Origin of the sequence: Mucilaginibacter sp. SG538B (genome assembly GCF_013376065.1) — a bacterium.
GTDB lineage: Bacteria > Bacteroidota > Bacteroidia > Sphingobacteriales > Sphingobacteriaceae > Mucilaginibacter > Mucilaginibacter rubeus.
In genome coordinates, this window is the sequence record NZ_JABMJI010000005.1 from 90860 (window position 1) to 115484 (window position 24625).

General features: G+C 44.4%; 23 protein-coding genes. 20 read left to right on the plus strand and 3 right to left on the minus strand.

Features of this window, described 5'->3' with window-relative positions; translation table 11 throughout:
- Positions 1–31 precede the first annotated feature (31 nt).
- The 4 genes from FHW88_RS23880 to FHW88_RS23895 are packed head-to-tail and all read left to right on the plus strand — an operon-like array spanning position 32 to position 1622.
- On the plus strand, positions 32–190 hold the full coding sequence (locus FHW88_RS23880; protein ID WP_143020773.1) for a lmo0937 family membrane protein: 159 nt from the start codon (positions 32–34) through the stop codon (positions 188–190).
- A 55-nt stretch (positions 191–245) separates the two neighbouring features.
- Positions 246–524, plus strand: a complete 279-nt coding sequence (locus FHW88_RS23885; RefSeq protein ID WP_176628170.1) for a hypothetical protein — start codon at positions 246–248, stop codon at positions 522–524.
- Positions 521–1291, plus strand: a complete 771-nt coding sequence (locus FHW88_RS23890) for a Ku protein (protein WP_176628171.1) — start codon at positions 521–523, stop codon at positions 1289–1291. The genes FHW88_RS23885 and FHW88_RS23890 overlap by 4 nt, the downstream gene beginning before the upstream one ends.
- Position 1292: 1 nt before the next feature.
- Positions 1293–1622: a cupin domain-containing protein gene (locus FHW88_RS23895; RefSeq protein ID WP_176628172.1), complete on the plus strand. Its 330-nt coding sequence runs from the start codon at positions 1293–1295 to the stop codon at positions 1620–1622.
- An 85-nt stretch (positions 1623–1707) separates the two neighbouring features.
- On the opposite strand, the gene FHW88_RS23900 is transcribed toward FHW88_RS23895, so the two are convergent.
- From FHW88_RS23900 to FHW88_RS23910, 3 genes are all read right to left on the minus strand, one after another.
- Complete coding sequence (locus FHW88_RS23900) at positions 1708–2823, minus strand: S1/P1 nuclease (RefSeq protein ID WP_176628173.1); 1116 nt, start codon at positions 2821–2823, stop codon at positions 1708–1710.
- A 305-nt stretch (positions 2824–3128) separates the two neighbouring features.
- Positions 3129–3320, minus strand: a complete 192-nt coding sequence (locus tag FHW88_RS23905; protein ID WP_176628174.1) for a hypothetical protein — start codon at positions 3318–3320, stop codon at positions 3129–3131.
- A gap of 193 nt (positions 3321–3513) precedes the next feature.
- Entirely contained in the window at positions 3514–4374 is an 861-nt protein-coding gene (locus FHW88_RS23910) for a hypothetical protein (RefSeq protein WP_176628175.1), read from the minus strand.
- 481 nt (positions 4375–4855) lie between these two features.
- On the opposite strand from FHW88_RS23910, the gene FHW88_RS23915 reads away from it, so the two are divergent.
- From FHW88_RS23915 to FHW88_RS23990, 16 genes are all read left to right on the plus strand, one after another.
- Positions 4856–5014, plus strand: a complete 159-nt coding sequence (locus FHW88_RS23915; protein WP_176628176.1) for a hypothetical protein — start codon at positions 4856–4858, stop codon at positions 5012–5014.
- Positions 5015–5101: 87 nt separating this feature from the next.
- The gene (locus FHW88_RS23920; RefSeq protein WP_176628177.1) at positions 5102–6781 is read left to right on the plus strand and encodes a tetratricopeptide repeat protein; all 1680 of its coding nucleotides are present in this window, start codon (positions 5102–5104) and stop codon (positions 6779–6781) included.
- A 10-nt stretch (positions 6782–6791) separates the two neighbouring features.
- Positions 6792–7457, plus strand: a complete 666-nt coding sequence (locus FHW88_RS23925) for a response regulator transcription factor (RefSeq protein ID WP_176628178.1) — start codon at positions 6792–6794, stop codon at positions 7455–7457.
- A 412-nt stretch (positions 7458–7869) separates the two neighbouring features.
- The gene (locus tag FHW88_RS23930) at positions 7870–8076 is read left to right on the plus strand and encodes a hypothetical protein (protein WP_176628179.1); all 207 of its coding nucleotides are present in this window, start codon (positions 7870–7872) and stop codon (positions 8074–8076) included.
- A 320-nt stretch (positions 8077–8396) separates the two neighbouring features.
- Positions 8397–10394 carry a phospholipase D-like domain-containing protein gene (locus tag FHW88_RS23935; RefSeq protein WP_176628180.1) on the plus strand — a complete coding sequence of 666 codons (1998 nt, stop codon included), beginning with the start codon at positions 8397–8399 and terminating at the stop codon, positions 10392–10394.
- Positions 10387–11388 carry a hypothetical protein gene (locus FHW88_RS23940; RefSeq protein WP_176628181.1) on the plus strand — a complete coding sequence of 334 codons (1002 nt, stop codon included), beginning with the start codon at positions 10387–10389 and terminating at the stop codon, positions 11386–11388. Before FHW88_RS23935 ends, FHW88_RS23940 begins: the two co-directional genes overlap by 8 nt.
- 33 nt (positions 11389–11421) lie before the next feature.
- Complete coding sequence (locus FHW88_RS23945) at positions 11422–12792, plus strand: DUF4236 domain-containing protein (protein WP_176628182.1); 1371 nt, start codon at positions 11422–11424, stop codon at positions 12790–12792.
- A gap of 85 nt (positions 12793–12877) precedes the next feature.
- Positions 12878–13951: a type I restriction endonuclease gene (locus tag FHW88_RS23950; protein ID WP_176628183.1), complete on the plus strand. Its 1074-nt coding sequence runs from the start codon at positions 12878–12880 to the stop codon at positions 13949–13951.
- 11 nt (positions 13952–13962) lie between these two features.
- Positions 13963–14658: a hypothetical protein gene (locus FHW88_RS30045; protein ID WP_218117288.1), complete on the plus strand. Its 696-nt coding sequence runs from the start codon at positions 13963–13965 to the stop codon at positions 14656–14658.
- 129 nt (positions 14659–14787) lie between these two features.
- Positions 14788–15339: a hypothetical protein gene (locus FHW88_RS23960; RefSeq protein WP_176628184.1), complete on the plus strand. Its 552-nt coding sequence runs from the start codon at positions 14788–14790 to the stop codon at positions 15337–15339.
- 70 nt (positions 15340–15409) lie between these two features.
- Entirely contained in the window at positions 15410–17173 is a 1764-nt protein-coding gene (locus FHW88_RS23965; RefSeq protein ID WP_176628185.1) for an ATP-dependent nuclease, read from the plus strand.
- A 221-nt stretch (positions 17174–17394) separates the two neighbouring features.
- Complete coding sequence (locus FHW88_RS23970) at positions 17395–18210, plus strand: DNA adenine methylase (protein ID WP_176628186.1); 816 nt, start codon at positions 17395–17397, stop codon at positions 18208–18210.
- A 2-nt stretch (positions 18211–18212) separates the two neighbouring features.
- Positions 18213–20174, plus strand: coding sequence for an ATP-binding protein (locus FHW88_RS23975; RefSeq protein WP_176628187.1), 1962 nt, complete (start codon positions 18213–18215; stop codon positions 20172–20174).
- Between the two features lie 2 nt (positions 20175–20176).
- Positions 20177–21499, plus strand: a complete 1323-nt coding sequence (locus tag FHW88_RS23980) for a hypothetical protein (RefSeq protein ID WP_176628188.1) — start codon at positions 20177–20179, stop codon at positions 21497–21499.
- Entirely contained in the window at positions 21496–23667 is a 2172-nt protein-coding gene (locus FHW88_RS23985) for an AAA family ATPase (protein ID WP_176628189.1), read from the plus strand. Before FHW88_RS23980 ends, FHW88_RS23985 begins: the two co-directional genes overlap by 4 nt.
- A 2-nt stretch (positions 23668–23669) precedes the next feature.
- Positions 23670–24536: a retron system putative HNH endonuclease gene (locus FHW88_RS23990; protein WP_176628190.1), complete on the plus strand. Its 867-nt coding sequence runs from the start codon at positions 23670–23672 to the stop codon at positions 24534–24536.
- The last annotated feature ends 89 nt before the right edge of the window (positions 24537–24625 follow it).

The following is a 24625-nucleotide window of genomic DNA, read 5'->3' on the forward strand; positions in this document are numbered from 1 at the left end:
TTATCATATCATCTACTTAAAGAAAAATAAAATGAGATCATTACTGTACATCGTAGCTGTCATCCTTATCATCGGATGGGCTATCGGAACATTCGCTTACGCAGCCGGCGGGCTGATCCACGTATTATTGGTTATTGCTATTATTTCACTGATCCTGGGATTCCTCAGGAGGGATACCACGGTAGTTTAATTTATTGACAACAAAATAACCCGGTCATGTACCGGGTTATTTATTATGAAACCTTATGGCCAATTACCCGATCACTATAACATTAGATAAAGAGGTTCATCACTTTGAGGTCGGAGAATATCCGCACCACGACGAAATCCGGTGCCGTTACCAGGTCTACGAGGGCGGTAGCATGGTAGCCAGTTTTGAACCGGATGCACAGGATTTCCTTCATATATGCCAGAACAAAGCCGGGTTAAAAGAAGAATTACTTTATTTGCTGGCTGACCAGATTGAAGCTCAATTACAGCATCCCGGCAATAAGCACCTGGACTTTAAAAACAAGGAGCAATGAGATCAATCTGGACAGGATCAATCGGTTTCGGGCTCGTAAGTATCCCGATCAAGCTTTTCTCCGCTGTGCAGGAAACAAGGCTTGACCTGGATATGCTAGACAGCCGTGACCATGCGAACATCAAATTCATGCGGGTCAATGAAAACACCAGGAAGGAAGTTCCCTACGACAAAATTGTCAAAGGCTATAAATATGATGATGATTACGTAATCATCGAAGAGGCAGACTTTGAGGCGGCAGCGCCGGAGAAAACGAAAGTGATCGAGATCGAAAATTTTGTCGATCTGGCTTCGGTCAACCCGATGTATTATGAAAGTTCCTATTATACCCAGCCCGCTACGAAGAAAAACAAGGCATACGCATTGTTGCTGGAGGCGCTGAAAAAGTCGGGCAAGGCAGGCTTAGCGCGTTTCGTGCTGAGGAGCACGGAGAGCCTTTGCATCGTACACCCGGTGGATAGGGATATCGTAGTTACCCGTATCCGCTTCCAGCAACAGATCCGGGACCAGCAGGAGTTGTCACTCGATGATGATATCACCGTGAGTAAAAAAGAACTGGACATGGGCCTGGCGCTCATCAACCAATATGCAGAGCCGCTGGACCTGTCCAAATATAAAGATCAGTACCATGATGAGTTGATGAAGATCATTGAGGCAAAGGCGAAAGGTAAACGGCCGACGATCAAAAAGCTTAAACCAAAAGCTGCTAAGAGCGATGATCTTTATGACCAGCTGATGAGCAGTTTGAAAGCAAAAAAGGGGGCCTGATATGAGGATGCAATTGATCGATCCGCTTTCGTTGTCGGCAGCCAACAGTAGCCCATATTTCAATACGGCCATCAGCGAGCTAAATGACCATGTGGTGCGCATGGGGGTAATGACAGCACCCTACCCCTGGCATTATCATCCGAATTCGGACGAAACCTTTATCGGCTCGGAAGGCGTGGTCATCATTGAAACACCAAACCGGATTTTTGAGTTATCGCCCGGTATGGTGCTCACCATCCCCCAAGGTGTCCCTCACTGTACAAGGCCGAAGGGCGAACACAGCGTTAATTTAACGATAGAGCGTTCGGATATGGAAACAGTATTTACCTGAAACAATTGAACGAAAACATATAAAATAAACGCCAGACCTAATCAGCCTGACGTTTCCTGTTCCGAAATACTATAGCCTCGTCAAATCAATTTTCAATACTTAAAGCGTGCGTATCCTCAACAACAATCTCAGGCTTGCCCTGATATTCAATTATCTTTCCCTGCACTGTTATAGTTCTATTTGCTATTTGAGATGTTAATTGCCTGGCATCGCCCTTTAACACCACGGTCAGCAGCTGCTTGGGATAAGGCGCACCGAGGTTAACCAACACCATGCTCTTGATATCTTTGCTACTAAACACTTTCCCGGTAACAGAAACAGCTCTCCCAACATTATTTTTTACATCCTCAAGTTTGATCTGCTGAGCCGGAGCTGCATTGTTTGACAGCGCAGGGGCACTAATCGGTTCAGCTTTAATCGCCTTCTCTTTGGTATCATTAAATAACTTATTCAGTTCTCCCGCCAATCTTATGCCAGCCTGACCGATCCGTAAGTGTACGGTTGGCATGTACTTTTTATAATAGGCTTCATCAATATGCTGTCCTGATTTAATATCCGCGTAAAGTTCAGAACTGATCTGATAGCTCTCCCAAAGCCATTCCATTGGGCTGGCAGCCTGCCATTTCTCGATTTGCGCATCATTGGCCCAGTCATATTGTTTGGCGATCTCTTCCTCACTTAATCCCTCATGATCGATTAACTTGCTGTCCCACAAACTGTGCAGGTTAGTGCCTGCATGATCAAACCGCACCTGGATCGTATTGCCTCCCTTATCTTCGGCACGGCTGACATGCATAGGCTGATGCGCATCACCGACTAAATGGATCAGGTATTTAAGCGCGCTGTTTTTTTGATCCGGTGTTGAAGCCTGATCTTTTAAAATAGCTTCCTCTTTAAGTATGGCCCCGTAAACATTATCATTGCTTTGCTGATTAACAAAGTCAACAAATTGCTGGTGGCTTAGGCCCAAAGGGAGGTTTAAAAAGTGCCATTTACTTGTTGTAGGGTTGCGATGGTCATCAGCCCAGGTACTCACATCCGCCATGCTTTCGCCTTTCAAATAAGCGGAAACCGCATAGGCGGTATTTGGAGTTAAATGCTTTTGTGCTATCGTCGCTACAGCCCTGTGCCCTTTGTATCCCCATGAAATTAAAGCTGCCGATATCGCTATCAATGCTCCTGATAATACTTGTTTTTTCATGTGGCAAATGTAGGAAAGCAAATGACAGGTAAAGATCTTTATTTGAAATTTTGCTAATTAATTTAGTATGTTCTTTCTGAAATCAGAAGTCACGACGGCAAAAAGCCCGGAAAAGGGTTTAAAATTCAGACTTGATAAACGTATTTTAATGAAGCTAAGTATTTGTTTATCAAATGACTTTGACAGGTTTGATTTGTCAGGTGGGTTTGGTAAGTTTAGGAACCCAAAACTGAATGATCATGAAAAGACACCTGGTCCTGCTGTTCCTGGTTGCCGGGACGTTATTGTGTAAAGCAAGCTTTAATTTAACTGTCAAGGCCTCCAATAGCAGCTTCGCTACCTGCAAGGGAGAGAACCCATGCAGGGCCTGCAAGAATTGTAAATATTGTAAGCGCTGTGCCAAGCAGGGGCTGACCTGCGGGGTTTGCAAAAAATAGGCTGAACGACTTAACCGGATACAAGGCCGGCTGCCCGGGTTGTTGGTTGTAGCAGGGCATGCTTTTGCGGGATTTTGACTGGTGGGAGGCCTGTCAACGCCCGTTTTCCTTATAGAAGTATCGGCGAAGGCTAGAGGTTGATGGCAATTATATCCGCTTTCCTGCCTGTCTGGTAATCGTACATCCAGGCCGGCATTTGTTGCTGTTGCCGTGTTGGAAGCGAAGCGCCTTCCATGCTGATGAAAGCTTGCCGCTAGTTCTTTGCCACCGTTACCGGCACAGCGTGGCTGGCGTATTTGTTCAGGATGTATATGGTCAATGGCTTCAGCCTGCGTTCCCGGTGGACCGGGTGAAAGCCGCCCGCGGTATAAAATTCGACATCTCCCTCGATTTTGGAATACCAGACATGGCCCAGTGACCTTTGGCTGAGCGTGTCCGGCTTGGTGATCTTTCTGAAATGGGCCATTTGCAGGCTGTCCATCCCAAAAATATCCGAACCGCTCAATTTCTCCCGGCAGGAGATGGAACGGTAATGGTCCCCTGCCCAGCACATGCACTGTTCCTTACTTTTCTTCGCATTCCAGGCCCAAAAGATCCCTCCGCCTGAAGCACACAATAACAACAGCAAAACAGCTGTATTTCTTAACCTTGAGTTTCGGGCAGTTTTAACCGGGAGCGGACGAAGAACAGCCTGGTCATGCGTTTCCGCTGCGTGGTGACCGGGCAACTGATTTTTTGTTTTTGCAGGTACACCGGGCGTAGTCATGACAGTCGGCCCTTCCTTTTCTTCTTCCCGATTTTCCTCTTCTAAGATCCTCCCCGGTAAATTCATTTGTCCGGCTTCAGGATGATGTACCCTTTCTAATTCCACATAGGAACGGTCCCACGCGTAGGGGCGGGGGCTGAAGTCGATCAGCCAGGCCAAAAGCTCGATGTTTTTTTCCTGGGTTACGGAGGTACCCCCCTTTAAAAAATTATCAAGCGGTTTGAATTTCTCTGCTTTAAGATTGGTGATCGCCCGCATATACGCGGCGGCATCTTCGCGATGCCCGAAGAATTGCCGGAGTATTTTTTCGTCATGATGGTGGTCGTAACGCGCGGTAAAAACGGTCATACATTCCTCCCGCAACCTGCCGGGCGTGGTATGGACCAAATTGGGCGAAAGCCGGTTCGCCGTTTTCTTTTCGTGATAGGTCAGCAGGACTTGCTTTTGATAATCAGCAAACATTTTCCAAAAAAATTTAAAGTAAAACTAAGGGAATTTTCGGAATTCCGGCAGCATTTACGGAATCCTGCCGGAATGAGCGGAATTACCGGAATTCCTTGCAGCAAAGCGGTTTAGGCCGCTATACATTTGCTTTCGTAATCAGACGGGCAACCCGATAGCTAAGGGAAAACCTACCCGGCAGGTTTCAAAAAAAGAGCAGCGAAAGCGGCGGCCGCTAACCGGCTTGGGAAGCGGTAACCCGGCTCCCGCGATCGTTGCCCGCACTTCCCAAAAAAATGTAAGAAGCGCTTCTTACGCAGTTTGCCAGGCCCGGGACCGATCCCCCCGGGTGCCGGCCATTAGCTTACTTATTTAAATTTTTTGGAAAATGTTTAATCTATTCTTTGCAATATTTATGGCATTCGCATGCCCTGCACATAACCATCAGACCGGAACAGGCACCGGCACAGTAACGATTAATGCCGACAGCGGCGGCGATAACGGGCACCTGCCCCCTCCGCCACCTCCGCCGCCAGGTGGTTTTTAAATACTGTTATCAAGGCAGGCCCGGAAGGCCTGCCTTTTTTGTTTCCGTCCTGTAGTACTTCAAAGCTTTTTCCTACATTTAGCTCCCATGATCACACCGGGAAAGCTGTCTTTATGCATAGGCCTCTGCCTGGCGGTACTGTGTTCCTGCCGGGAAGCCAAACGGCCGGTTCCGAAGGCGAACTGGGATACTTACCGGAAAGCCTACGCTTTCCTTTCCAGCCGGCCAGACTCCGCTTTTTACTATTTCAATGAGGTCGTATCGGCTTCCAAAGACAGCCAGCAGGTGGCCATGGCCTATACCAATATGGGGATGATCCAGTCGGAAGCGGGAGATGATTTTGGTGCGCAGGAAAGCCTGCTGCTCTCGCTGAAGTTCCTGGATGAAAAGGATGGCAAGGACCACAGCAGCCTGGTCAATGATTACAACGAGCTGGGCCTGACCAGCTTCAACCTCAAGAACTACGCTGCTGCAATCAGCTTTTATGACCGGGCGCTCGCTGCCACTGCCGATGAGCAGCTGAAGCTGGTGATCCTGAACAATAAGGCCAATGCTTACCGGGAGCAGAAAGTTTATGGCCCCGCGCTGAACATCTATCGGACAATTACGGGGAAAACCGGGAAGGATAAGGGTGCTTACGCGCGGGCGCTGACCAATATGGCGGCCACCCAATGGCTGCGTGATCCCCGTTATGATGCCGCACCCGAACTGTTAAAAGCGCTGGCCATCCGGGTGAAAGAAAAAGATGAATGGGGGCAGAACTCGAGTTTCGCGCACCTGGCGGATTATTATGCCCCTAGCCGCCCGGATTTGGCGTTAAGTTACGCCCGCAGGCTTTATACTATGGCGCAGCGGCTCCAAAGCCCGGATAACCGGCTGGACGCCCTGGAAAAACTGGTCAGGCTGGCGCCCCCGAAAGAAAGCAGGGGCTATTTTGTAAAATACCGGGAGCTCGGGGATAGTATACAAGCCGCACGCAATGCGTCCAAGAACCAGTTCGCCCTGATCCGTTATAACGTACAGAAAGAACGGGCGGACAAGCTCAAGCTGCAAAAAGAAAATACGGAGAAAAAGTACCAGATCGACCGGCAAAGGGCGGTCATTGTAGGGACTTTTGTCCTGATCATTTTGGGCGGGTTCTTTTTGCGGTTCTGGTATCGTAAAAGGAAACAGCAGTCGGAGATGAAAGCGCAGCAGGCCATCAGGGAAAGCGAGCTGAAAACCTCCAAAAAAGTACACGATGTGGTGGCCAACGGCCTTTACCGGATCATGAAGGAAGTCGAAAACGGGTCCGGAATAGACAAGGCGGTGCTGCTGGACAGTATCGACAACCTGTATGAAAAGTCCAGGGATATTTCCTATGAGGATCAAAGGCCCCAGGTAACACCCTTCCATCAGCGTGTCGCCGCCATGCTGAATTCCTTTGCCACAGACCGGATCCGGGTGCTGTCCGCGGGCAATACGGAAAGTTTCTGGGCTCATACCGGTCCGGAACAGCAGGATGAACTCTGGGCTGTCCTGCAGGAGCTTTTGGTCAATATGCGCAAACACAGCCAGGCAGAAAATATAGCCCTCCGGTTCAATGTCGACGGCAAAAAAATACATATCCACTACACCGACGACGGCAGGGGCATCAGCGGCACCCTGAAAAAAAAGAACGGCCTGCGGAATACGGGAAACCGTATCAAAAGCATTGGCGGGGAACTTAACTTTGACACCGACCAGGAAAAGGGCCTGAAAATCCATATCACTTTCCCGGCCATCTAAAAGCTGTATGATGTTTAAAAACGTATTGATCGCCGAAGACCATGAAAGTGCCAGCATTTCCGTCAGGAAGACGCTGGCGGATTTGGGGGTGCCGGACCCGGACTTTGCTTATTACTGTGACGAGGCCCTGAAACGGGTGACGATTGAACTAAGGAACAAACGGCCTTACGGGCTGTTGGTTACGGACCTGTTTTTTGAACCGGATGATAACCCGCAGCGGTTGGCGGATGGTGAAGCGCTGATCACGGCGGTGCGGCAGGTGCAGCCGGACCTGAAGGTATTGGTGTTTTCAGCGGAACACAGGGCGGGGGTGATCGAACCGTTATTCGAAGAACTGAAGATCGACGGCTATGTCCGCAAGGCACGTCATGATGCCCAGGAGCTGCGCACCGCTATTGAAACCATTTTTTCCGGGAAAGTACATTACCCCGCACACCTCCGGCAGGTTGCAGCCCGCAAGAATGCCTATGATTTCACGGAACTGGACGTAATGATCATCACCCTGTTGTCCCGGGGGGTGCTTCAGAAAAATATCCCTGATTATTTGCAACAAAAAAACATGCAGCCCTCGGCTTTGCGAAGTGTCGAAAAGCGACTGAAGCAAATGCGGGACGCCCTGAACTTTTCGAAGAACGAGCAGCTCGTGATTTTCTGCAAGGATATGGGCATCATCTGAAATAAGCAACAATTACGCAGCTCATACCAGCGCCTGATAAACTATTAAAAATAACAGGGGACGCAGCATCGCGCCCGTCCCCTGTACCTAAACCTTATCACAAATCGGGCCGGACGGCCCTTTTCTTTTGCTAAAGTAATCAATTTCACGAGTAAATAAAGCCTTTTACCATTATGGCAGTAAAGGCTGCTGTTGAAGACCTTCGGGGCACCCGCGATGTTTTTTGGTATCAGCTTCTTTTTTTTAAGTATAGTCCCCAATTTCATTTTCTTCCTTTCAGGCCTGCCCGGTTAGCCCTGTGATCCCACATTGGCCGGATGAACTGCAAAGCCCTAATGCCGTGCGGTTTCCCGCAAAAAAGGGGGCTCCGGGAGCGCTAATTTTGAACAGACACTAATTAACGAACATGGTTATGAAAACTTATTACGTAAATACCAGGCCCCAGGCTAACGGGGATCATGAGGTTCATCAGGATGATTGCCGGTTCCTGCCGGCTTTTCCGAACCGGAAATACCTGGGCGTCTTCGCTTCGTGTAAAGGGGCGGTTGCTGAGGCAAAGAAAACTTATCCCACAGCGGATGGCTGTGCTTTTTGTTCGCCGGATTGTAATAAAGGATAATATCCTGCGATTGCTGATCCCCTCTTTCCGGTATTGATAAAGTTGTAAACGATTGTCAAACCCCTTCAACAAAGGAGATGAAATCATTTTCACTTGCTTTTATTCCTTACTGACGCAGGATGTAAAGGTTTGGATATCGTATCGGTTTGCGTGGCAGTTTACATACGGCAAGCAACGCTACAACGCAGATTGCCGGGACTTGAGCTTTTTTTGACAAATTATAAAACGACGCAGGGAAAGGCGGGTAACAACGTTTGCGACCCGGAAAAATAGCTTTTGGGAGCGCATGATACATCATAAAATTAAAATCTTAAATTTCAATGGAGCTGATCGATCAACAGGTTATCAACGATAACAAGGACATTTATGCCAGGATACAGACAGAGTTGCTCAAAGCAGAATTCGAGATCCTTATCGCAACGGCCTGGTTTACGGACGAGGATCTCTTTAATATCCTGGTCGCCAAACTATCCGAAGGTATTCACCTCGAAATCATTGTTGCTGATAATCAGGAAAATGAAAAGCTGGATTTTAGCCTATTGAGTTCAAAAGGAGCCATTGTCCACAAGATCAAAAATATTGGCTACGGCATCATGAATCAGAAGTTCTGTGTGATCGATAAACGGATCGCCCTGCACGGTTCTTATAACTGGACGGTGAACGCCCGGAAAAACAACCATGAAAGTATCATTAGTACGAACCACCTGGAAACCGTAGCTTCTCTGATTGAGAATTTTGAGGCTATAAAAAAGAAAATTGAAGAGGTAAAAGGGGAGACTGCTGATGGGCGATCTCCTGTTGCCAAAAATGAAAGACCAAAGGGGATTCCCATCGAAGTTCCGGCAAAGGTAGGCGCGGAGTTCGAAAAGGTGCTGGATTCGATGATCGCGGCTGAAGTAGGAAGTTTCGACAGGCGGTTATTGCGGGAACAGGGATACGAACGGTGCAGCGCAAACAATGGAGACCACCAGGTATTGCACAAGGCTTTTGATACGCTGTATTCTGTTTTTATCAACGATATTGATGTGATTGACGATAAAAAGAAACGTTTATTGACCAAGATCGAGGAACACCGCGTAAAAAACCTGGACCTTCTGGCGAAAAATTGTGAACTCCAGATTGATTTTCTGCAGCGGGAGCATGAGATCAGTAAGTCGAACCTGGAAACCAGGCGTACCGGATTGGAAGTTGAAGCGGATGTTGCTTTAAAAAATATCGATGACCTGAAGCTCATCAAAATACCCTTTCTCGAAAACAAGAATGCGGAGCTCGATCAGCAGATCAAAATGTCGGAGCGGGAATTTATCAGACCAAAGTTTAAATGGTTTGACTTTATTCCTACGGCTATATTCAATCTGACGCTGCTGGTTTACCTGATCGTTTTTTATTCTTCTGCGGCTTATATTTTACTGTTCAGCGTCGCTGATGCTAAGGAGGCGGAAGCGCAGGGCATGCCAATTGCCGCTGCCCAGATTTTTAATCCGGACGCAATGGGTAAAGCCCTTCATAAAAGTGGTACCGCCCCGCTCTTTATTTTTTTATTTGTGATTATACCGCTTGCTTTTGCGGTCATCGATCGTTTTCTGACCAACAAGTGGGCTGTGATCGCCGGGTCTATTTTCGGCATCATCTTACTGGACGGGGCTGTTGCTTTCAAAGTTACGCAGGCGGTATATGAGGTCAACTTTGCAAGGGGGAACGTCACGGAAGCCTGGCGCAATGGAATGGCTTTTACAGATACTAATTTCTATCTCGTATTTGTTTTCGGCGCATTTGGCCTTTTTCTGTTCAAGCTCGCTTTTAAAAAGCTGATGGGGATTTTCGAAGACCGGAACCCGGACATTTCAATGCAGCGTAATCAGTTGCTTATTGCGCACCTGCGGGAAGAAATCAACCTTAACGGTGAAAAGATAATGCAGCTCAAAGAGGATGTATCCGCTTTGGAAAAGAAGATCATTCAGTTTAAAGCCGACATTAAGCTCAGTGAAAACGAGCTGGCGGGTTTGCCTGTAATCCTGAACCAGAACCTGCAAAAGAAAAAAAGCCAGCTGATCACAGACAACAATATCATAGACCAGATCGCTGCCATTTATACGGTACATATCCAGTCAGATAACCTGCCTATTTCGGTTGACGCATTGAAGGACCGTATTAATGTTTTTCTGGAGGGTTGGAACGATTTTCTGTTTAATGAATACGCCATAGCAAAAGCATCCTTGAAAACTTCCGAGGCAGCAGGCGTCGCGCTTGCCTGGCAGAACGAAAAACTAAATATGAACAAACTCGACAAGAGGGTAAAATTAAACACAGGTGAATAAGCTTATCATTTCAGGGGTTATCGCGCTGCTTTCGCTGAACTGCAGCAGCCCGTTAAAAAGCGAAAAAGAGCCGGCCGCGCCGTCAAAAAAAAATTATGTGATCACGCATTACAATATCACTTTTGCGCCGGATCTGTCTAACCGGGTCAACCCTAACTTATACAGGCGACCGCTCAACGATGTACAGATCCTGAACATCATCGCGGGCGATCTGTACCCGCAGATTCTGCGTACCCACCGGTCGGAAAACCAAAAGGATAAGCTGCTTGTCGATTTTGTCAATAAAGGGCTGATCACCGAGTACGCCGTACATACCGATAAGCTGTTCATTGATTTCGGGCGTTTCCCAAACCAGATCGAACGCATAAGTTATATCTTAAACAAGGTACCTGCCAAGCCTACTTTAAAACAGGATATCGGTAAAATGTCGGCTGAGTTCACGCGGATCAATCAGGCGGCTGGCAGCAAGAATTTCGGCGCGGATATCTGGACTTATTTCAACCAGGGAATCGATGACAAACGCGTGCTCCCGGCAGAGGCGCCCAGGAAGGATGAGGAACTGACCGTTGTGAATACTTATCGCAACGTGTTGGTTTTGACAACAGACGGTTACATCGAGGCGGGAATATTCGGGAAAGGTTTCGATCTGAGCCAGAAAACCATAAACGGTTTCAGAAAGGCTTTCCTGGCCTCCGGTGAAAATGATATCAAAGTTTTTTTCCGGAAAAACAAATCGTTCCGGATCAGGCCGGTCAATAATGAGAACCTGAAAAACCTGGAGGTGCTGATCATGGAGCTTTATGACCGCTCGATGTCGAAAGGGGGCAGTGCGACCGTTCAGCCGACAGATATGGAGATCATGAAACTTTTCTGGACGGACTGGCTGGAGCAATCCAGGGTAAAGCGCTTCGAACTGCACCCATACGCTAATTCCGCAGGTGAGGCTGAACAGATCATTCTGAATTTTCTTGGCGTTAGCAAAATTCAATCTTGAACTTATTAATGAACAACCTAAACCTTATCAAATATGAGCTGGTCATATCGTAAGTCTTTCGGATCGGGGCCATTCCGGGTCAATTTTTCTAAAAGCGGTATCAGCTATTCTATGGGTGTGAAAGGGGCCCGCGTTAGCGTCGGGCCCAAAGGCACCTTCGTCAGCCTGAGTGCACATGGTATTACTTACCGGCGGAAGTTACAGGGGCCGGCATCGGCAGGGGCACCTGGAGGGTATCGGGCATTACCTCCTGTAGTTGATGAAGGCCATGATATCGCTTCCGCAGCTATCGGGCAACTGACAGATACGGATTCCATGGACTTCGTAGCTGAACTGACCCGAAAAGCGGGCTTGATACCTTATGTGAACTGGCTGGGTATTCTGCCGCTCCTGATTTTTATTGCGGCCATGCTGTGGACTTCTTTTGGCAGCCGTACTGTGGTCAGGCGGCCTGCAAGGGATAGTATCTCTGTTATAGTAACCTCCTATGAAGGTGTAAACATCCGGAAGCGCGCGGATGCCGGTTCTGACATTGTCAGAGCGGCAGTTTACGACGAAGCTTTTCGTTTGACCGATTCGACCAATACAAAATGGGTTGGTGTGGGCTTCCATGATTCAACCGGATATATCAACCGGCGTTTTGTGCGTATAGATCATGTGCCATTGGAAGAGGTTGCAGAAACGCAGGTCTTCCTGGCCAACCCATATGCCGTTTATGAATTCCTGTTGGGCATCCTTGTTTTTACGGTACTTATCCGCTGGTTGAGGAAGTTGGACAAAGAGCGCTTTGAGATGGAACTGCATTACGATATGGATCCGCAGTTTCGAAAGGTTTATGAACAGTTTGGTGTTCATTTTGCCCGGTTTTCCGGTTCAGCAAAAATCTGGCAGTATCTGAACGCACAACAAACCAGTGATTATAAACGGAATGCCGGAGCGGGTAAGCTCATCAAACGTAAACCATTACGGGGTGTATTCACCAATAAACCTCCGCTTCCGTATTTCATCACCAACGTATCCACGCCCTGCCTTAAACTGAACGCCCTTGAATTTTATTTTCTGCCGGAAAGGCTGCTGATCAGGGAAGAAAACAAATTCGCGGCGGTGTTCTATAAAAATCTGCGGATAACCGGGTATACGACGCGTTTTATTGAAAGTGAGTGGCTGCCGCCGGATGCACAGGTAATTGATCAAACCTGGCGGTATGTCAATAAACGCGGAGGACCGGACAGGCGTTTTAACAATAACCGGCAAATCCCCGTTTGCGCTTATTCTGAGTATACCCTGACTTCCGATACCGGGATTTACGAAATAATCTCCACCTCGAAGAAAGGTGCGATGGACGATTTCGCAAGCTTTCTGGGGGAGATCGGCAACCTTCAGGCAAGGATGGCCATGGGGTAAGCCGAAGGCTCGAAGCCAATCAGGCCGATGAAAAGTGCTGGGAACTAATGATTCAATTTTGCTATAGCTAAAACTTAATACGATAATGGATTTTAAAGATCAGATACTGCAATTAGCCTCCCGTGTCGAGAAATTGCTTCCACAGCTCAAGACCGAGGAGGCAACTAAGAATGCCCTTATTATGCCTTTCATACAGGTATTGGGTTACGACGTATTTAACCCCTTCGAGGTCAACCCCGAATTTATCGCGGATATCGGGATCAAGAAAGGGGAGAAGGTGGACTACGCCATTATGAAGGATGGTGAACCGGCGATCCTGATCGAGTGCAAGCATCACCTGGAAGACCTGGATCCACACAATTCGCAGCTGTTCCGCTATTTCCATACTACCAAAGCGAAGTTCGGGCTGCTGACGAACGGGTTGAACTACCGGTTCTATACGGACCTGGTGGAAAAGAACAAGATGGATGCGACGCCTTTCTTTGAATTCAATATCACGGAGATCAAGGAAACGGAGATCGTGGAACTGAAAAAGTTTCACAAATCTTATTTTGATGTGGAAAGCATCACCAATACGGCCAGTGAGCTGAAGTACCTGAATGAACTAAAAGGCCTGCTGAATAAAGAGATGATCCTGCCTTCGGAGGCATTTGTGACTTTTCTGACCAAACAGGTTTATTCAGGGGTGATCACGACCAAGGTGAAGGAACAGTTTACCCCGATCGTCAAGCGTTCGCTGAACCTGCTGGTCAGCGATACGATCAATGAGCGGCTGAAGTCTGCATTGAACCAGGAGAAGCAAATGGACGTCGCCGATGCTGTGAAAATGGAAGAAGCCGTAGCTGAGCCGCAGAACGGGATTGTGACGACGGAAGAAGAAATTGAAGGTTTCCATATTGTAAAATCGATGCTCCGGCAGCATGTGGGAGCGAACCGGATTACTTACAGGGATGCACTTTCCTATTTCGCGATCCTGCTGGATGATAACAACCGCAAGACCATTTGCCGGCTTTACCTGGGAACAGGCAGAAAATTCCTCGTGGTACTGGATGAAGCGAAGAAAGAAGTCAGGCATGAGATTCAGTCCGTAGATGAGATCTACGGCTACCTGGACGCATTGCTGGTGGTTATCCAAAGGTTGGAAAAAGTTAAAGTTTAAATCTTGTCGAGATGCCTTACCGGTTTGAAGAGTATAGGGCCGCGGTGCTCCGGGATTACGAGGAGCAAAAAGCGTCGGGCAAACTGCCGCTGAAGCTTGCCTTTCCCACAGTGGTTAATTTAAAAGAACATGCGCTTTCAGCCTGTAAAGAACGGTTTCTGCGCCAGGATGAGAACGTGCTGATTTCATTCTTTGAGCGACAGTCAGATCCGGACGCATATATAGATGCAATCAATAAGGCTGATGCTGACATTTTCCGGCCGGTGAACTATTTTTTAAAAGGGAGGACACAAAGCCCGGAGGAAAAGCAGATCGAACTACTGGCCTGGTTAACCGATTTCGAAAACCGGCCGTACTCGAATTACATTTCGAAAGTGGAAGAAAAAAAAGGAGTCCGGACTTTCATAAATCATATTGGATCCATTCCCCAAGCACTTTGGGAACGTATCCCCAAAAAGTATTTAAAGCTTTGCATGTATGTAATAATACCGGTTCTTTTTTTAACCCTCTTCCTGTTGAAGAATACAGATGGACCAGAGCACTCTGTACCCGGGTTTGTCTACGTTTGCGAAAGCTCAACCGCAATAAGATATCATCTGCGGAATAACTGTATAGGCTTACGTAATTGTCAACATCGCATTATAAAAATCAGCCTGAACGAAGCAAAGAAAACCGGGCGGACGCTTTGCCATCTGGAAGGTGGTTAGCGACAAACTATAAAAAAACAGGTTGGATATTTTCAACACACTTTAATGACAGGTGAAAAAGTGCCTGATAGTTTTTGTTACCATCACTGCGCCGTCAAATATAAAAATCAACTATTCAAAAAACATACTATGAATATTAAACCTGCATACATCTTTGCAATCATTGCAATTTTCCTATCATCTTGTGCTAATAATAACACCCAGATCGCGGAGAACACTTTTATTCACGGCGATAAGATCTATAAACTGATCGATAATGAATTAAGGGAGATTGGCGATCTGAATGCCAAAGAGATTAAAAAGTTCGAGATCTCAAAACCTAAACAACGGGATTTAGGTTCGGCTTCTTTGAGCTTTGTTAAAAAGGGGGCCTATACAACACTCAAAGCCTTGTACCGGGGCAACTATTTATACTATACGTTGAAAGTGCAAGGGTTGAACGATCTGCGCGATAATTACCAGCCCGGACGGATCACCGTAGAATTTATCGACGAATTTGGCTTTATCCTCCATTCGACCGAAATACCGGTTTCAGATCTGACCGCGATGGTAGGTGATGATGGTAAACCGACGGAGTTCGTCTATAATGGTAAGACCGAAATGAGCACAGAAATAAACGCTGCCATCAAATCTTACGATGTTACGGCGGGTATAAGACGTAAATCCTTTTATGGCTATTAACGAACTCAACCCTGGAGATCACGATATAGCTGTTAAATTAAAATAAACCAATAAAATAAACTTTATAACAATGGCAAAACCAAAGGCTACAGCAACAGAAGAAGTATTGCTGGATTCCGGTAATCCAGCAATAAACAGGCCAAGACTTACCAAACTCATTATTAAAAACTTTCGGGCTATTGGCAATAAACCGGTTGAGATAGATCTCAATGATATCGTAGTCTTGGTTGGTGGAAATAATGTCGGTAAAAGCACCATATTAAAGGCCTATGAAATTGCCATGTGTCAGGGCTCAAGTAATGGGATACTCTCCATAGATGATTTTCCACGGGGAGAGGTGACTTTAGATGAGCTGCCTGAGATTGAAATTCAAACTGTTGTATTTGACAATGCGCCCGGGGAAGAATGGATTACCGTGACAGATCAGGGTGAAAGGTTAGTACGAGAGAAATTTACATGGTCGGAACCGGGAAAGCCTTCCAAAAGACAAGGATGGGATTCGAAGAAGGAGATCTGGAGCGAAAAGGTCCCCTGGGGGGCGCCTAATGTTGCTAACTCCAGGAGACCCGAACCACACCGGGTTGACGCTTTTGATGATCCTGCAAAACAGGCGGAAGAAATTAAGAAACTTCTCAAAAAGGTACTTGATGATAAAGTAAAGCAACATAAAGGGTTTGAGGATCAGGAGAGCGTGTATAATTCATTATTAAAACAGGTGGAAACGCTGCAGCGTGCTATAGTCGCCGAAGCTGAAAGTGAAATAAAGGAAATCAACCACGAATTATCGCGCATGATCGGTCAGGTCTTCCCTAACTATAAAGTTGACTTTGATCCGAGGACGACTGATGGAATCGATAAGACGATCAGTTTATTTAAAGGCGAGGCGCAATTGTTGATGGGGCCCGAAGACGGTTACATGAGCAGCATAGAAAAACAGGGAAGCGGTGCCAGGAGAACATTGCTTTGGTCGGCATTGAAATATATTTCAGAAACGAAATCAAAGAAGAACGACGATGGAACACCAGTTCGTCCGCATTTGCTGTTATTAGACGAACCCGAAATTTGTTTGCATCCGAACGCCATCCGGGAGGCCTGTAATGTGCTTTACAATTTGCCAAATAACCATTGGCAGGTAATGGTGACTACCCATTCGCCTATTTTTATTGACCTTTCTAAGGATAACACAACAATTGTAAAGGTAGAACGTAAAGCGGATGATTCTATCGTTGGTACAACCGTTTACAGGCCCGACCGCTTAAAATTAAGTCCGGATGATAGATTAAATCTCAAATTATTAAACATTTTCGACCCTTACGTCGCCGAGTTTTTCTTCGGAGGTAAAACTATTATCGTGGAGGGGGATACGGAGTTTACTGCCTTCAAGTATGTCATACAAAGGAAGCCCGAAGCATATAAGGATATCCATATCATAAGGGCGAGGGGTAAAGCTACTATTGTTTCAATGACAAAGGTTTTGAACCAGTTCGGGGCGGATTATGCTATTCTTCATGATGCTGATTCGAAACTGGCAAGCAATGGCAATGCTAATCCGGCCTGGAAGATTAATGAAAATATCCTGAACGAAGTACAACTAAGGCCGGAAGGTGTTAAAGTAAGATTACTTTCCTCTATTACAACTTTTGAGGCTGCGTACTTTGATGAAGAGATAAAAAGTGAAAAGCCTTATAACGCTTTGCAACAGCTGAGCACAAACCCGGTTTTTTTTAACCGGATTGAACGGTTGTTGTTGTGCCTCATTGATCATGCTGCAAGTCCACCCGAAAAGTGTATGGAATGGAAATCAATGGAAGAACTTGAAATTGCTTGTCAATAAATGGCTTAGCTACGAAGTTAGCTTAACTATGTTACATCGTGTTTTAAATGATAATAAATAGTTATCCATTGTTGAAAATGAACTAATTTATTTCGATGTCTAAATGCTATACAATCGGAGAGACTTTGTATTCAGATTAATTAAATTCCATGCTATGTCATTTATATTAGCTTAAATATAATTACTTTGCACAGTCTTTATCACATGACCCTGACCAATATATGAGTATTCAGAAAGAAAATTTTAGATTCTTACGCTACCCTGGCGGGAAAACCAAATTGCTTTCTTATTTATCTGAGTTTTTACCTAAAAACATAGAAGGAAAATATATAGAGCCGTTCGTGGGCGGTGGTGCTGTGTATATGTTCTTAAGTCCAGAAAAAGCCTTGTTGGCGGATTTAAACAGTGACTTAATCGACCTTTACCGCGGAATTAAAAATTATCCTCATAAAGTCTGGGAAACTTATTACACCTTTCCTGCCGGCAAATCTGGTTATTATAAAATCAGAAACGAAAAGGATATTAAAGCACCTCTATATTACCGGGCTGCCAAAACCTTGTATCTTAATAGGACTTGTTTTAAAGGAATGTGGCGTCATAACTTGCAGGGCGATTTTAACGTAGGTTACGGAGGTGAGGAACGCCGTTGGGTAATCTCGCACAAAAACCTTATTGATCTTTCCAAGCTCCTTCGGAAATCTGAGATTACTTCTGCTGATTTCCATAAAACACTGGCAAACGTTGCAACAGGGGACTTTATCTTTCTGGATCCGCCGTACAAACCTGGTGAAAAAGAGATGGATCACGCGCATTACATTAATGGTCGTTTTACTTTCGAGGAACAGAAACGGTTGGCAGATCGCTTAAAAGAGGTGTCAGCTAATCATGATATCAAATGGTTAATGACCAACTCATCACACCCCTCCATTCGGGACCTTTACCAAGATTTTACCATTAGAACTATACCTAAAGGCACCAGTAACATAGTGGGTGTCTTTTCAGAGAATTCAAATGAAGTACTAATTTCAAATTACTAGGTATGGAGAATTTTTTTGAACAAGCAGGGAACCTGGTAAATCCTTTGCGTGACTTAACGGAGTTTCTAAAAAAAGAAAAACAGTTTGAAATAGCCAAAGCGTACGATATGCTGAGGTTTGTAGGTTACGTATTAGATATCGGATATGATAAAATCAAGATCACCACAACCGATAACTTTAAAGTAAATGTCGGCGGGATACCGCGAAATTCTTTATTAGTGATGTGCCCGGATAGCTATGATTATAATAATAAAACTCTTCCGCCTCATTTCACAATTTTACGAGTTTTGGATGCAGCGCCAACTCCGTTATCTAGTGAAGATCAGCAAACATTCTTTGAGTTACATAAACGCTCTATGCCTGAATTGGATGTGTTTACGGAAAATCAACTGCAATGGGGGGCGTTAATGACAGAAGTGTTAGGCATGTTTTACGTCAACCCGGTAGATAACACTCAAATTGAATTTTCTGGAGACTTAAATAATTATGTAAGCGCGCATAAATACAAAATCTATGCCCCGGATGACAATTTATTATTCCTGATAAATAACGCAATAGTTCCTGTAAAAAACCGTTTCCAAATCGGTAAGCTAAGGCTGACTGAATCGCGTTTGCCTCTCCCCGGCAAAACGCAGCCGGATGTTAAAATCTACCTATCAACCAATGATTTCCGCGGATGCCGTACAGCGATGTTTGGCAAAACTCGATTAGGCAAAAGCAATGTGGTTAAATTGATTACACAGAGTATTATTGAAACGTCTAATAATAAAGTTGGCCAGTTGATTTTTGATATCAATGGAGAGTATGCTAATGATAATCCGCAGGACAATAACCTATCAATACGAGGCGTATATCCCAATGTCTGTACTGTATATGCGCTAACGAAAAAAACGCAAACTCCATCCAAACCGCTCAAAATTAATTTTTACGAACACCCCGAAAGCTCGCATCGAATCATAGGAACTTTATTAAGTGACGCTGGAAAAAACTCCATTTATATTCAGCGTTTTTTGTCTGTAGACATGCCTTCACTGCAACAATTGAGCGAAATGCAAGCGAACGAAAAATTACGTGCAAAAAGAAAAATACTGATTTATTGGGCAATACTGAATAAAGCGGGATTTACTGCTAATGAGCCAGCATTAAAAGGTAAGCTTTTTTTGGATATGGAATTAAGTGCAGATGTCTGTAAAATCGTATTTGGTGATGATAAAAGTAAATGGCCCAAGGTATCCGGCTTGGATGATTTGGTTGCTTCTCTCAAACCAGTAATAGAAAAAGACCGCGAAACAAAACTAAAAAATTCGAGTAAAACCAAAGACCTTTTTGATGCTGATGATACTGCTTTGTTTGATTTTCTGCAACCTATTTCCTCTGTTAGTGCCGGCCCCGGTTTGCTACAATCATTAAGAAAATATCACGACCACAACGCTGGAAACTTTGTCACCGAGATCTTAACAGAACTTGATGCTGGGCGGACAATAATTCTTGATTTAGGGAATGCTAACGAAGAAGTTATGAGATATTTTTCCCGTGAGCTTTCTACAGCAGTCTTTAATCATCAAACCACTAAGTTCACAAATAACGAACTTGGCGACCATTTTATTCAACTTTATTTTGAAGAAGCACATAATCTATTTGGTTATAATGATAATAGTGACGATACAAAAATTTATCGGCGCTTTGCGAAAGAGGGAGCTAAATATCACATTGGAATGGTTTACTCTACACAATCACCTTCAACAGTCAATTCTGATCTATTGGCTCAAACTGAAAACTTTTTCGTGCTTCATTTAGCTTCCACGGACGATGTAAATCGGTTAGCAAAAGTTAATGTTGCCTATGGCTCAATCAAAGAAGACATACTCAAGGCAAAGACTGTTGGTTTTGTCAGAATGCTAACACGTTCTCATCGCTTTGTTGTGTCGATGCAGGCTTTAATGTTCGAGCCTAAAACAAAGTAAGTATGGGACAGGCGAAGTCATTTACGGAAAAAAAAAGTAAGCTTGGCCATTTGGAGGTAATCAGCAGCCCGTTGGTCAAAAAGTTATGTTCTAATTTTGAAGATGCGATTTATACAGACCAACAATCCAAAACCAATTGGCAGTCCCTTCCCGAACCTGGAAAGCCCTTAAGCATTATCTTTTCGTCAAGCAGTGCTTACAAAGCGATCGAGTCGTTAAAGCCGCCGCATAAGGCGATAGCTTTTGTAAAATCAGCCTTATTGCGATTAGATCAATATGCAATAGCGAAGCTCGATCAGCGAAATCCAAGCCCATTTGCGATTAGAGATTTAATGAAAGACTCAGCCTTATTTCATTCTACAGCTTTTCCACTACGCCATGTATTTATACCCGGTAAAAGCTTATTGGACAGCATTCGTGAAATAATTTTTGAATCCGTCAAAGATCCGGGACTAAATAATTCTTTAAGCGGCGATATGATGAAGACTCTTAAATGGATTGCCTATGAAAAGTGGTCTGAAGATCAACAAAAAGGGCTGACACCCTTTGGTTGCCCCCACTGCGCAGAAAATGTAGCGACCCTAGCTTATGATCAAGAAAAAGGCGAATGCCCAAATTGTAAAAATGAAATACTAATTACTGATATATTTGGTCTGCATTTTAACATTACCCAGGATGACTATGCACCAAACCAAGTAGCAACCGATTATATGGCGGTTTGTGAAACATTGATGATTTTTTCACCAATTCGCTATTTCTGGGAAAATAACAAAGCCAACCTGAACAGCAGTCTAATGATCAAGGAAGGCCCATTATCTTTACGTGCGACTCTGTCAAAGTTGAAGGCACCAATTCAACGTTTTTTTAGATTTGCTAAAAAAAGCGGTTATGAAGTTGCCATGGTTGGTTACGAAAAGTCTGGTGTCTTCTATGATCATTTCAATCTTATAGCTGAATCAGCCCCTGACGGATCAATCTTCATACCTGACAGTGAGTATATCAAGAACGAAGTGTTTCATACCAACACTAATAGTGTTTACGGAGAATATACCAATTATGGAGCTAAAGTTTTCATCAAGTTCGATAGCTTCCATAAATTATTGATAAATGTTCCTACTGGTGAAAAGTATGAAAATGTGCTTTCACCTTCTATTGATAAACTAATAGCAATCGATAAAATTGTTGCAACCTTACCGCAAATTTTGAGTAACAAATATGAAGGTGCCTTATTACCGATGGAATTGGTAGATGGGATTGCATCATTATCTACCTATCCTTCGGCTAAAGCGCTCGATTTATTTTCTCAGCAAAATAAGGATTCATGATTAATCATCGTCGTTCAGATATCCCGAAATCGTTTACTAGCTCAACTATTCTTCAGTTGAAAGAGATCGTCAGAGATTTCTACAGTCGCAATTTTAACGAGCGCAAACAAGATAATTTTAGGTTTCCTGAACTTCCTTCCGATAGTAGGTCTGCTGTAGAGAATGAGTTTGGTCAAAAATGTGCTTATTGTGAATCTAAATTAGGATCATTTTCGCCATCTGCCATTGACAATTTTCGGCCACAACGTGGTGCTCGCGGTTTAAAGCGCGATTTTTATGATGATCTTTACTGGTGGTTAGCTTATGAGTGGGAAAACACTTATCTAGCTTGTCCTGAATGCAGTTATCAAAAAGGGACATGGTTTCCCATCGCTAACAAAAGGGCCCTTGCCGGTACATTTGGGCTTGACCTTTTAACAGAAAAACCATCACTCATCGACCCCTGTCACGATAATCCCGCTAAACATTTTTCATTTAGTGAAGAAGGCGAAATGATTCCAGCGACAAAACGGGGAGAAATAACGATTGAAATCTTAAAATTAAATCGCGAAAATTTAGTTAAGGCCCGCAAAGAGGCGTTAAAACAGTTTAAACTTGAATATGATTTGCTGCGCACTGCGGCCTTAATATATCAGCACGAGCCGACGACTATCATTGAGGAAAAACAGCCTCAACTCCGGTGTTTGGAAGTTTTTAAAATTAATTGTGTACTACCCTATTGTGGCATAAAACGATTTTTCTTTTTAAAATGGTCTAGTGATAATCTCGATATAGGTAGATACGTTATTCGTTTTTTAAAAGAGAACCCATCATTGAGCGTACATTTAGGATGGCGTATAGACAATATTCGCTCTTGGCAGAAAATGGCCTCGTCTTCGAATTTCTCGGATACACTGATGAATGAACAGGTTTTTGATAAGCTGGACAGTGTTGAGCGAATTCAAATCAAAAATTTTAAAAATGTCAGGAAATTAGATCTTAACTTTTCCCAGCTTCAAGGTGAGCGAGCACGTTGGCTGCTACTTTTGGGTGAAAATGGTCTAGGCAAAAGTTCTATATTGCAAGCAATTGCATTGACATTAGCAGGAAAAGAATATTGTCAGCGTTTATCATTGAATCCCAGCTCTTTCTTAAGTCGAGATAGTGAAAAGGGGTATGTAAAAATTAAGCTGACCGGAAGGAAAGAGTTCATAAAATTGAGTTATAACACTCAATCATTTACCTATACAAAAGCGCACTTTCGAAACTATTTATTAGCCTATGGCTCCACCAGGCTTATGCGCCAAGGTAATTTACAATCTGAGTTGAGTGAGGGAGTTGCGCGTATTCAAAATTTATTTGATCCTACCATTGCATTACACGATGCCAGCTCCTGGCTATATCAATTGCCAGAAGATAGATTTGAATACATGGCTCGGGCCTTGAAAAAGGCTTTAATATTGCATAATGAAGATATCATCAGTAAAGCCGTGGATGCCAACGAGATTCTAATAAAGCAGAATGGTTCGTCTCACACCTTGGGAAAAATGAGCGATGGTTATAAAAGTGTAATCGCTTTAGTTGTGGATATCATGCAAATTTTGGAGCGCGACGGTGCAACAATGGAAGAAGCCCAGGGTGTTGTGCTTGTAGATGAGTTAGAAACCCATCTACATCCAAGATGGAAAATGCGCATCGTCGAGCAATTACGCGATATCTTTCCCAGAGTTCAGTTTATTGTGACCAGTCACGATCCACTTTGTCTTCGGGGATTAAAAAAAAACGAGACCGTTGTTTTAAAACGGGAAGAAGATACTCAGGAAATAATTTACTTGAAAGACCTTCCGTCCCCAGAAGCATTCCGGGTTGATCAATTACTTACTTCCGAGTTTTTCGGATTGTTCAGTACGAATGACCCTGCTACTGAGGCTTTATTTAATCAGTACTATAAACTATTGGCCAAAGACAAATTGACACCTGAAGAAATGCAACTCTTAGAAAAATTGACAGCTGAGCTCGCAGGAATGCATCATTTTGGAAACACCTTAAGGGAAGAAATGATGTATACGGTAATAGACGCGCTTTTAGCCAAGGCTTACGATAGCGAAAGAATCATTGACCGGTCTAAATTAAGTGAAGCAATTATCGAAAATGTAAAGCGCGTTTGGGAAAGCGCCGGTATTATTTAATTATGATTTTTGTAGACCGAACTCTAGCAACTGTTCCAGCATCATTGACTCAAAAAGGCGGGCGCGCAAGGACGGAAACACTTCGCGCCATATTGCTTTACCGTCTTGCAGCTAATGCGAATCAGACGTTAAATTTTTCAGCTTACAAAGCGGCAGACGTAAAGAAACAAATCAAAAAGTTGTTCAATGGAAAATGTGCCTATTGCGAAGCCCGGTTAGTTACCGTGACGACCGGGGATATTGAACATTTCCGTCCTAAGGGCGGTTATGGACCGGATGGACAGGTAGTGAAGCCGGGGTATTACTGGCTTGCCGCAAAATGGGAAAATCTATTGTTGTCTTGTTCGAACTGCAATCGAAAAAACACTTTCGAACTTGTCGGTATTGGGGAAAAAGTGACGGGTAAAATGAATCAATTCCCGCTATCTGATGACCAATTCAGACTCAAAACACCGACTTGCGATTTTGCTGCCGAAGAGCGCGTCCGTTACCTTATAGATCCTTGTGCTGAAGATCCTATTTTATTTCTCTACTTTAAGCCCAACGGACTGATTAAGTCAAAAAAAATCAATCGGATAGAAAACCCCAAAGGCGCTCATACCATTGACATATGCGCTCTTCAGCGAAAAGACCTTGTCGATGACCGTGCGTTGTTAATCACCAAAATTAAAGCCCAAATGAAGTCTGTACAAAACTGTATTACTTTGCAAAGTAATCTGGGAATTGGTACTAATCAACTAGTGGATAACATGGTTCACCAGGAAGTAACCAAGTTAAAGGCGTTTCTGGATCCTAATGAACCATTTTTGAGTGTCGCCAGACAATTTATTGGCCCTTTCCTATTTAAAGTTATTGGTATTCGAGTTTAAAATTGTGACAGCTAACTATCATCATTTTGCACCGCGCATGGCGTTGCAGTTGCGGTTGTAATGCGTTCGCTAAAGTGCCTTTAACGACT

Coding starts and splice junctions, on each gene's coding strand:
- FHW88_RS23975 (WP_176628187.1), top strand. CDS start 18,213: ATGGAGAATTTTTTTGAACAAGCAGGGAACCTGGTAAATCCTTTGCGT.
- FHW88_RS23985 (WP_176628189.1), top strand. CDS start 21,496: ATGATTAATCATCGTCGTTCAGATATCCCGAAATCGTTTACTAGCTCA.
- FHW88_RS23965 (WP_176628185.1), top strand. CDS start 15,410: ATGGCAAAACCAAAGGCTACAGCAACAGAAGAAGTATTGCTGGATTCC.
- FHW88_RS23915 (WP_176628176.1), top strand. CDS start 4,856: ATGTTTAATCTATTCTTTGCAATATTTATGGCATTCGCATGCCCTGCA.
- FHW88_RS23960 (WP_176628184.1), top strand. CDS start 14,788: ATGAATATTAAACCTGCATACATCTTTGCAATCATTGCAATTTTCCTA.
- FHW88_RS30045 (WP_218117288.1), top strand. CDS start 13,963: ATGCCTTACCGGTTTGAAGAGTATAGGGCCGCGGTGCTCCGGGATTAC.
- FHW88_RS23980 (WP_176628188.1), top strand. CDS start 20,177: ATGGGACAGGCGAAGTCATTTACGGAAAAAAAAAGTAAGCTTGGCCAT.
- FHW88_RS23930 (WP_176628179.1), top strand. CDS start 7,870: ATGAAAACTTATTACGTAAATACCAGGCCCCAGGCTAACGGGGATCAT.
- FHW88_RS23910 (WP_176628175.1), bottom strand. CDS start 4,374: ATGACCGTTTTTACCGCGCGTTACGACCACCATCATGACGAAAAAATA.
- FHW88_RS23905 (WP_176628174.1), bottom strand. CDS start 3,320: ATGCCCTGCTACAACCAACAACCCGGGCAGCCGGCCTTGTATCCGGTT.
- FHW88_RS23990 (WP_176628190.1), top strand. CDS start 23,670: ATGATTTTTGTAGACCGAACTCTAGCAACTGTTCCAGCATCATTGACT.
- FHW88_RS23900 (WP_176628173.1), bottom strand. CDS start 2,823: ATGAAAAAACAAGTATTATCAGGAGCATTGATAGCGATATCGGCAGCT.
- FHW88_RS23950 (WP_176628183.1), top strand. CDS start 12,878: ATGGATTTTAAAGATCAGATACTGCAATTAGCCTCCCGTGTCGAGAAA.
- FHW88_RS23880 (WP_143020773.1), top strand. CDS start 32: ATGAGATCATTACTGTACATCGTAGCTGTCATCCTTATCATCGGATGG.
- FHW88_RS23890 (WP_176628171.1), top strand. CDS start 521: ATGAGATCAATCTGGACAGGATCAATCGGTTTCGGGCTCGTAAGTATC.
- FHW88_RS23925 (WP_176628178.1), top strand. CDS start 6,792: ATGTTTAAAAACGTATTGATCGCCGAAGACCATGAAAGTGCCAGCATT.
- FHW88_RS23885 (WP_176628170.1), top strand. CDS start 246: ATGGCCAATTACCCGATCACTATAACATTAGATAAAGAGGTTCATCAC.
- FHW88_RS23945 (WP_176628182.1), top strand. CDS start 11,422: ATGAGCTGGTCATATCGTAAGTCTTTCGGATCGGGGCCATTCCGGGTC.
- FHW88_RS23970 (WP_176628186.1), top strand. CDS start 17,395: ATGAGTATTCAGAAAGAAAATTTTAGATTCTTACGCTACCCTGGCGGG.
- FHW88_RS23920 (WP_176628177.1), top strand. CDS start 5,102: ATGATCACACCGGGAAAGCTGTCTTTATGCATAGGCCTCTGCCTGGCG.
- FHW88_RS23935 (WP_176628180.1), top strand. CDS start 8,397: ATGGAGCTGATCGATCAACAGGTTATCAACGATAACAAGGACATTTAT.
- FHW88_RS23895 (WP_176628172.1), top strand. CDS start 1,293: ATGAGGATGCAATTGATCGATCCGCTTTCGTTGTCGGCAGCCAACAGT.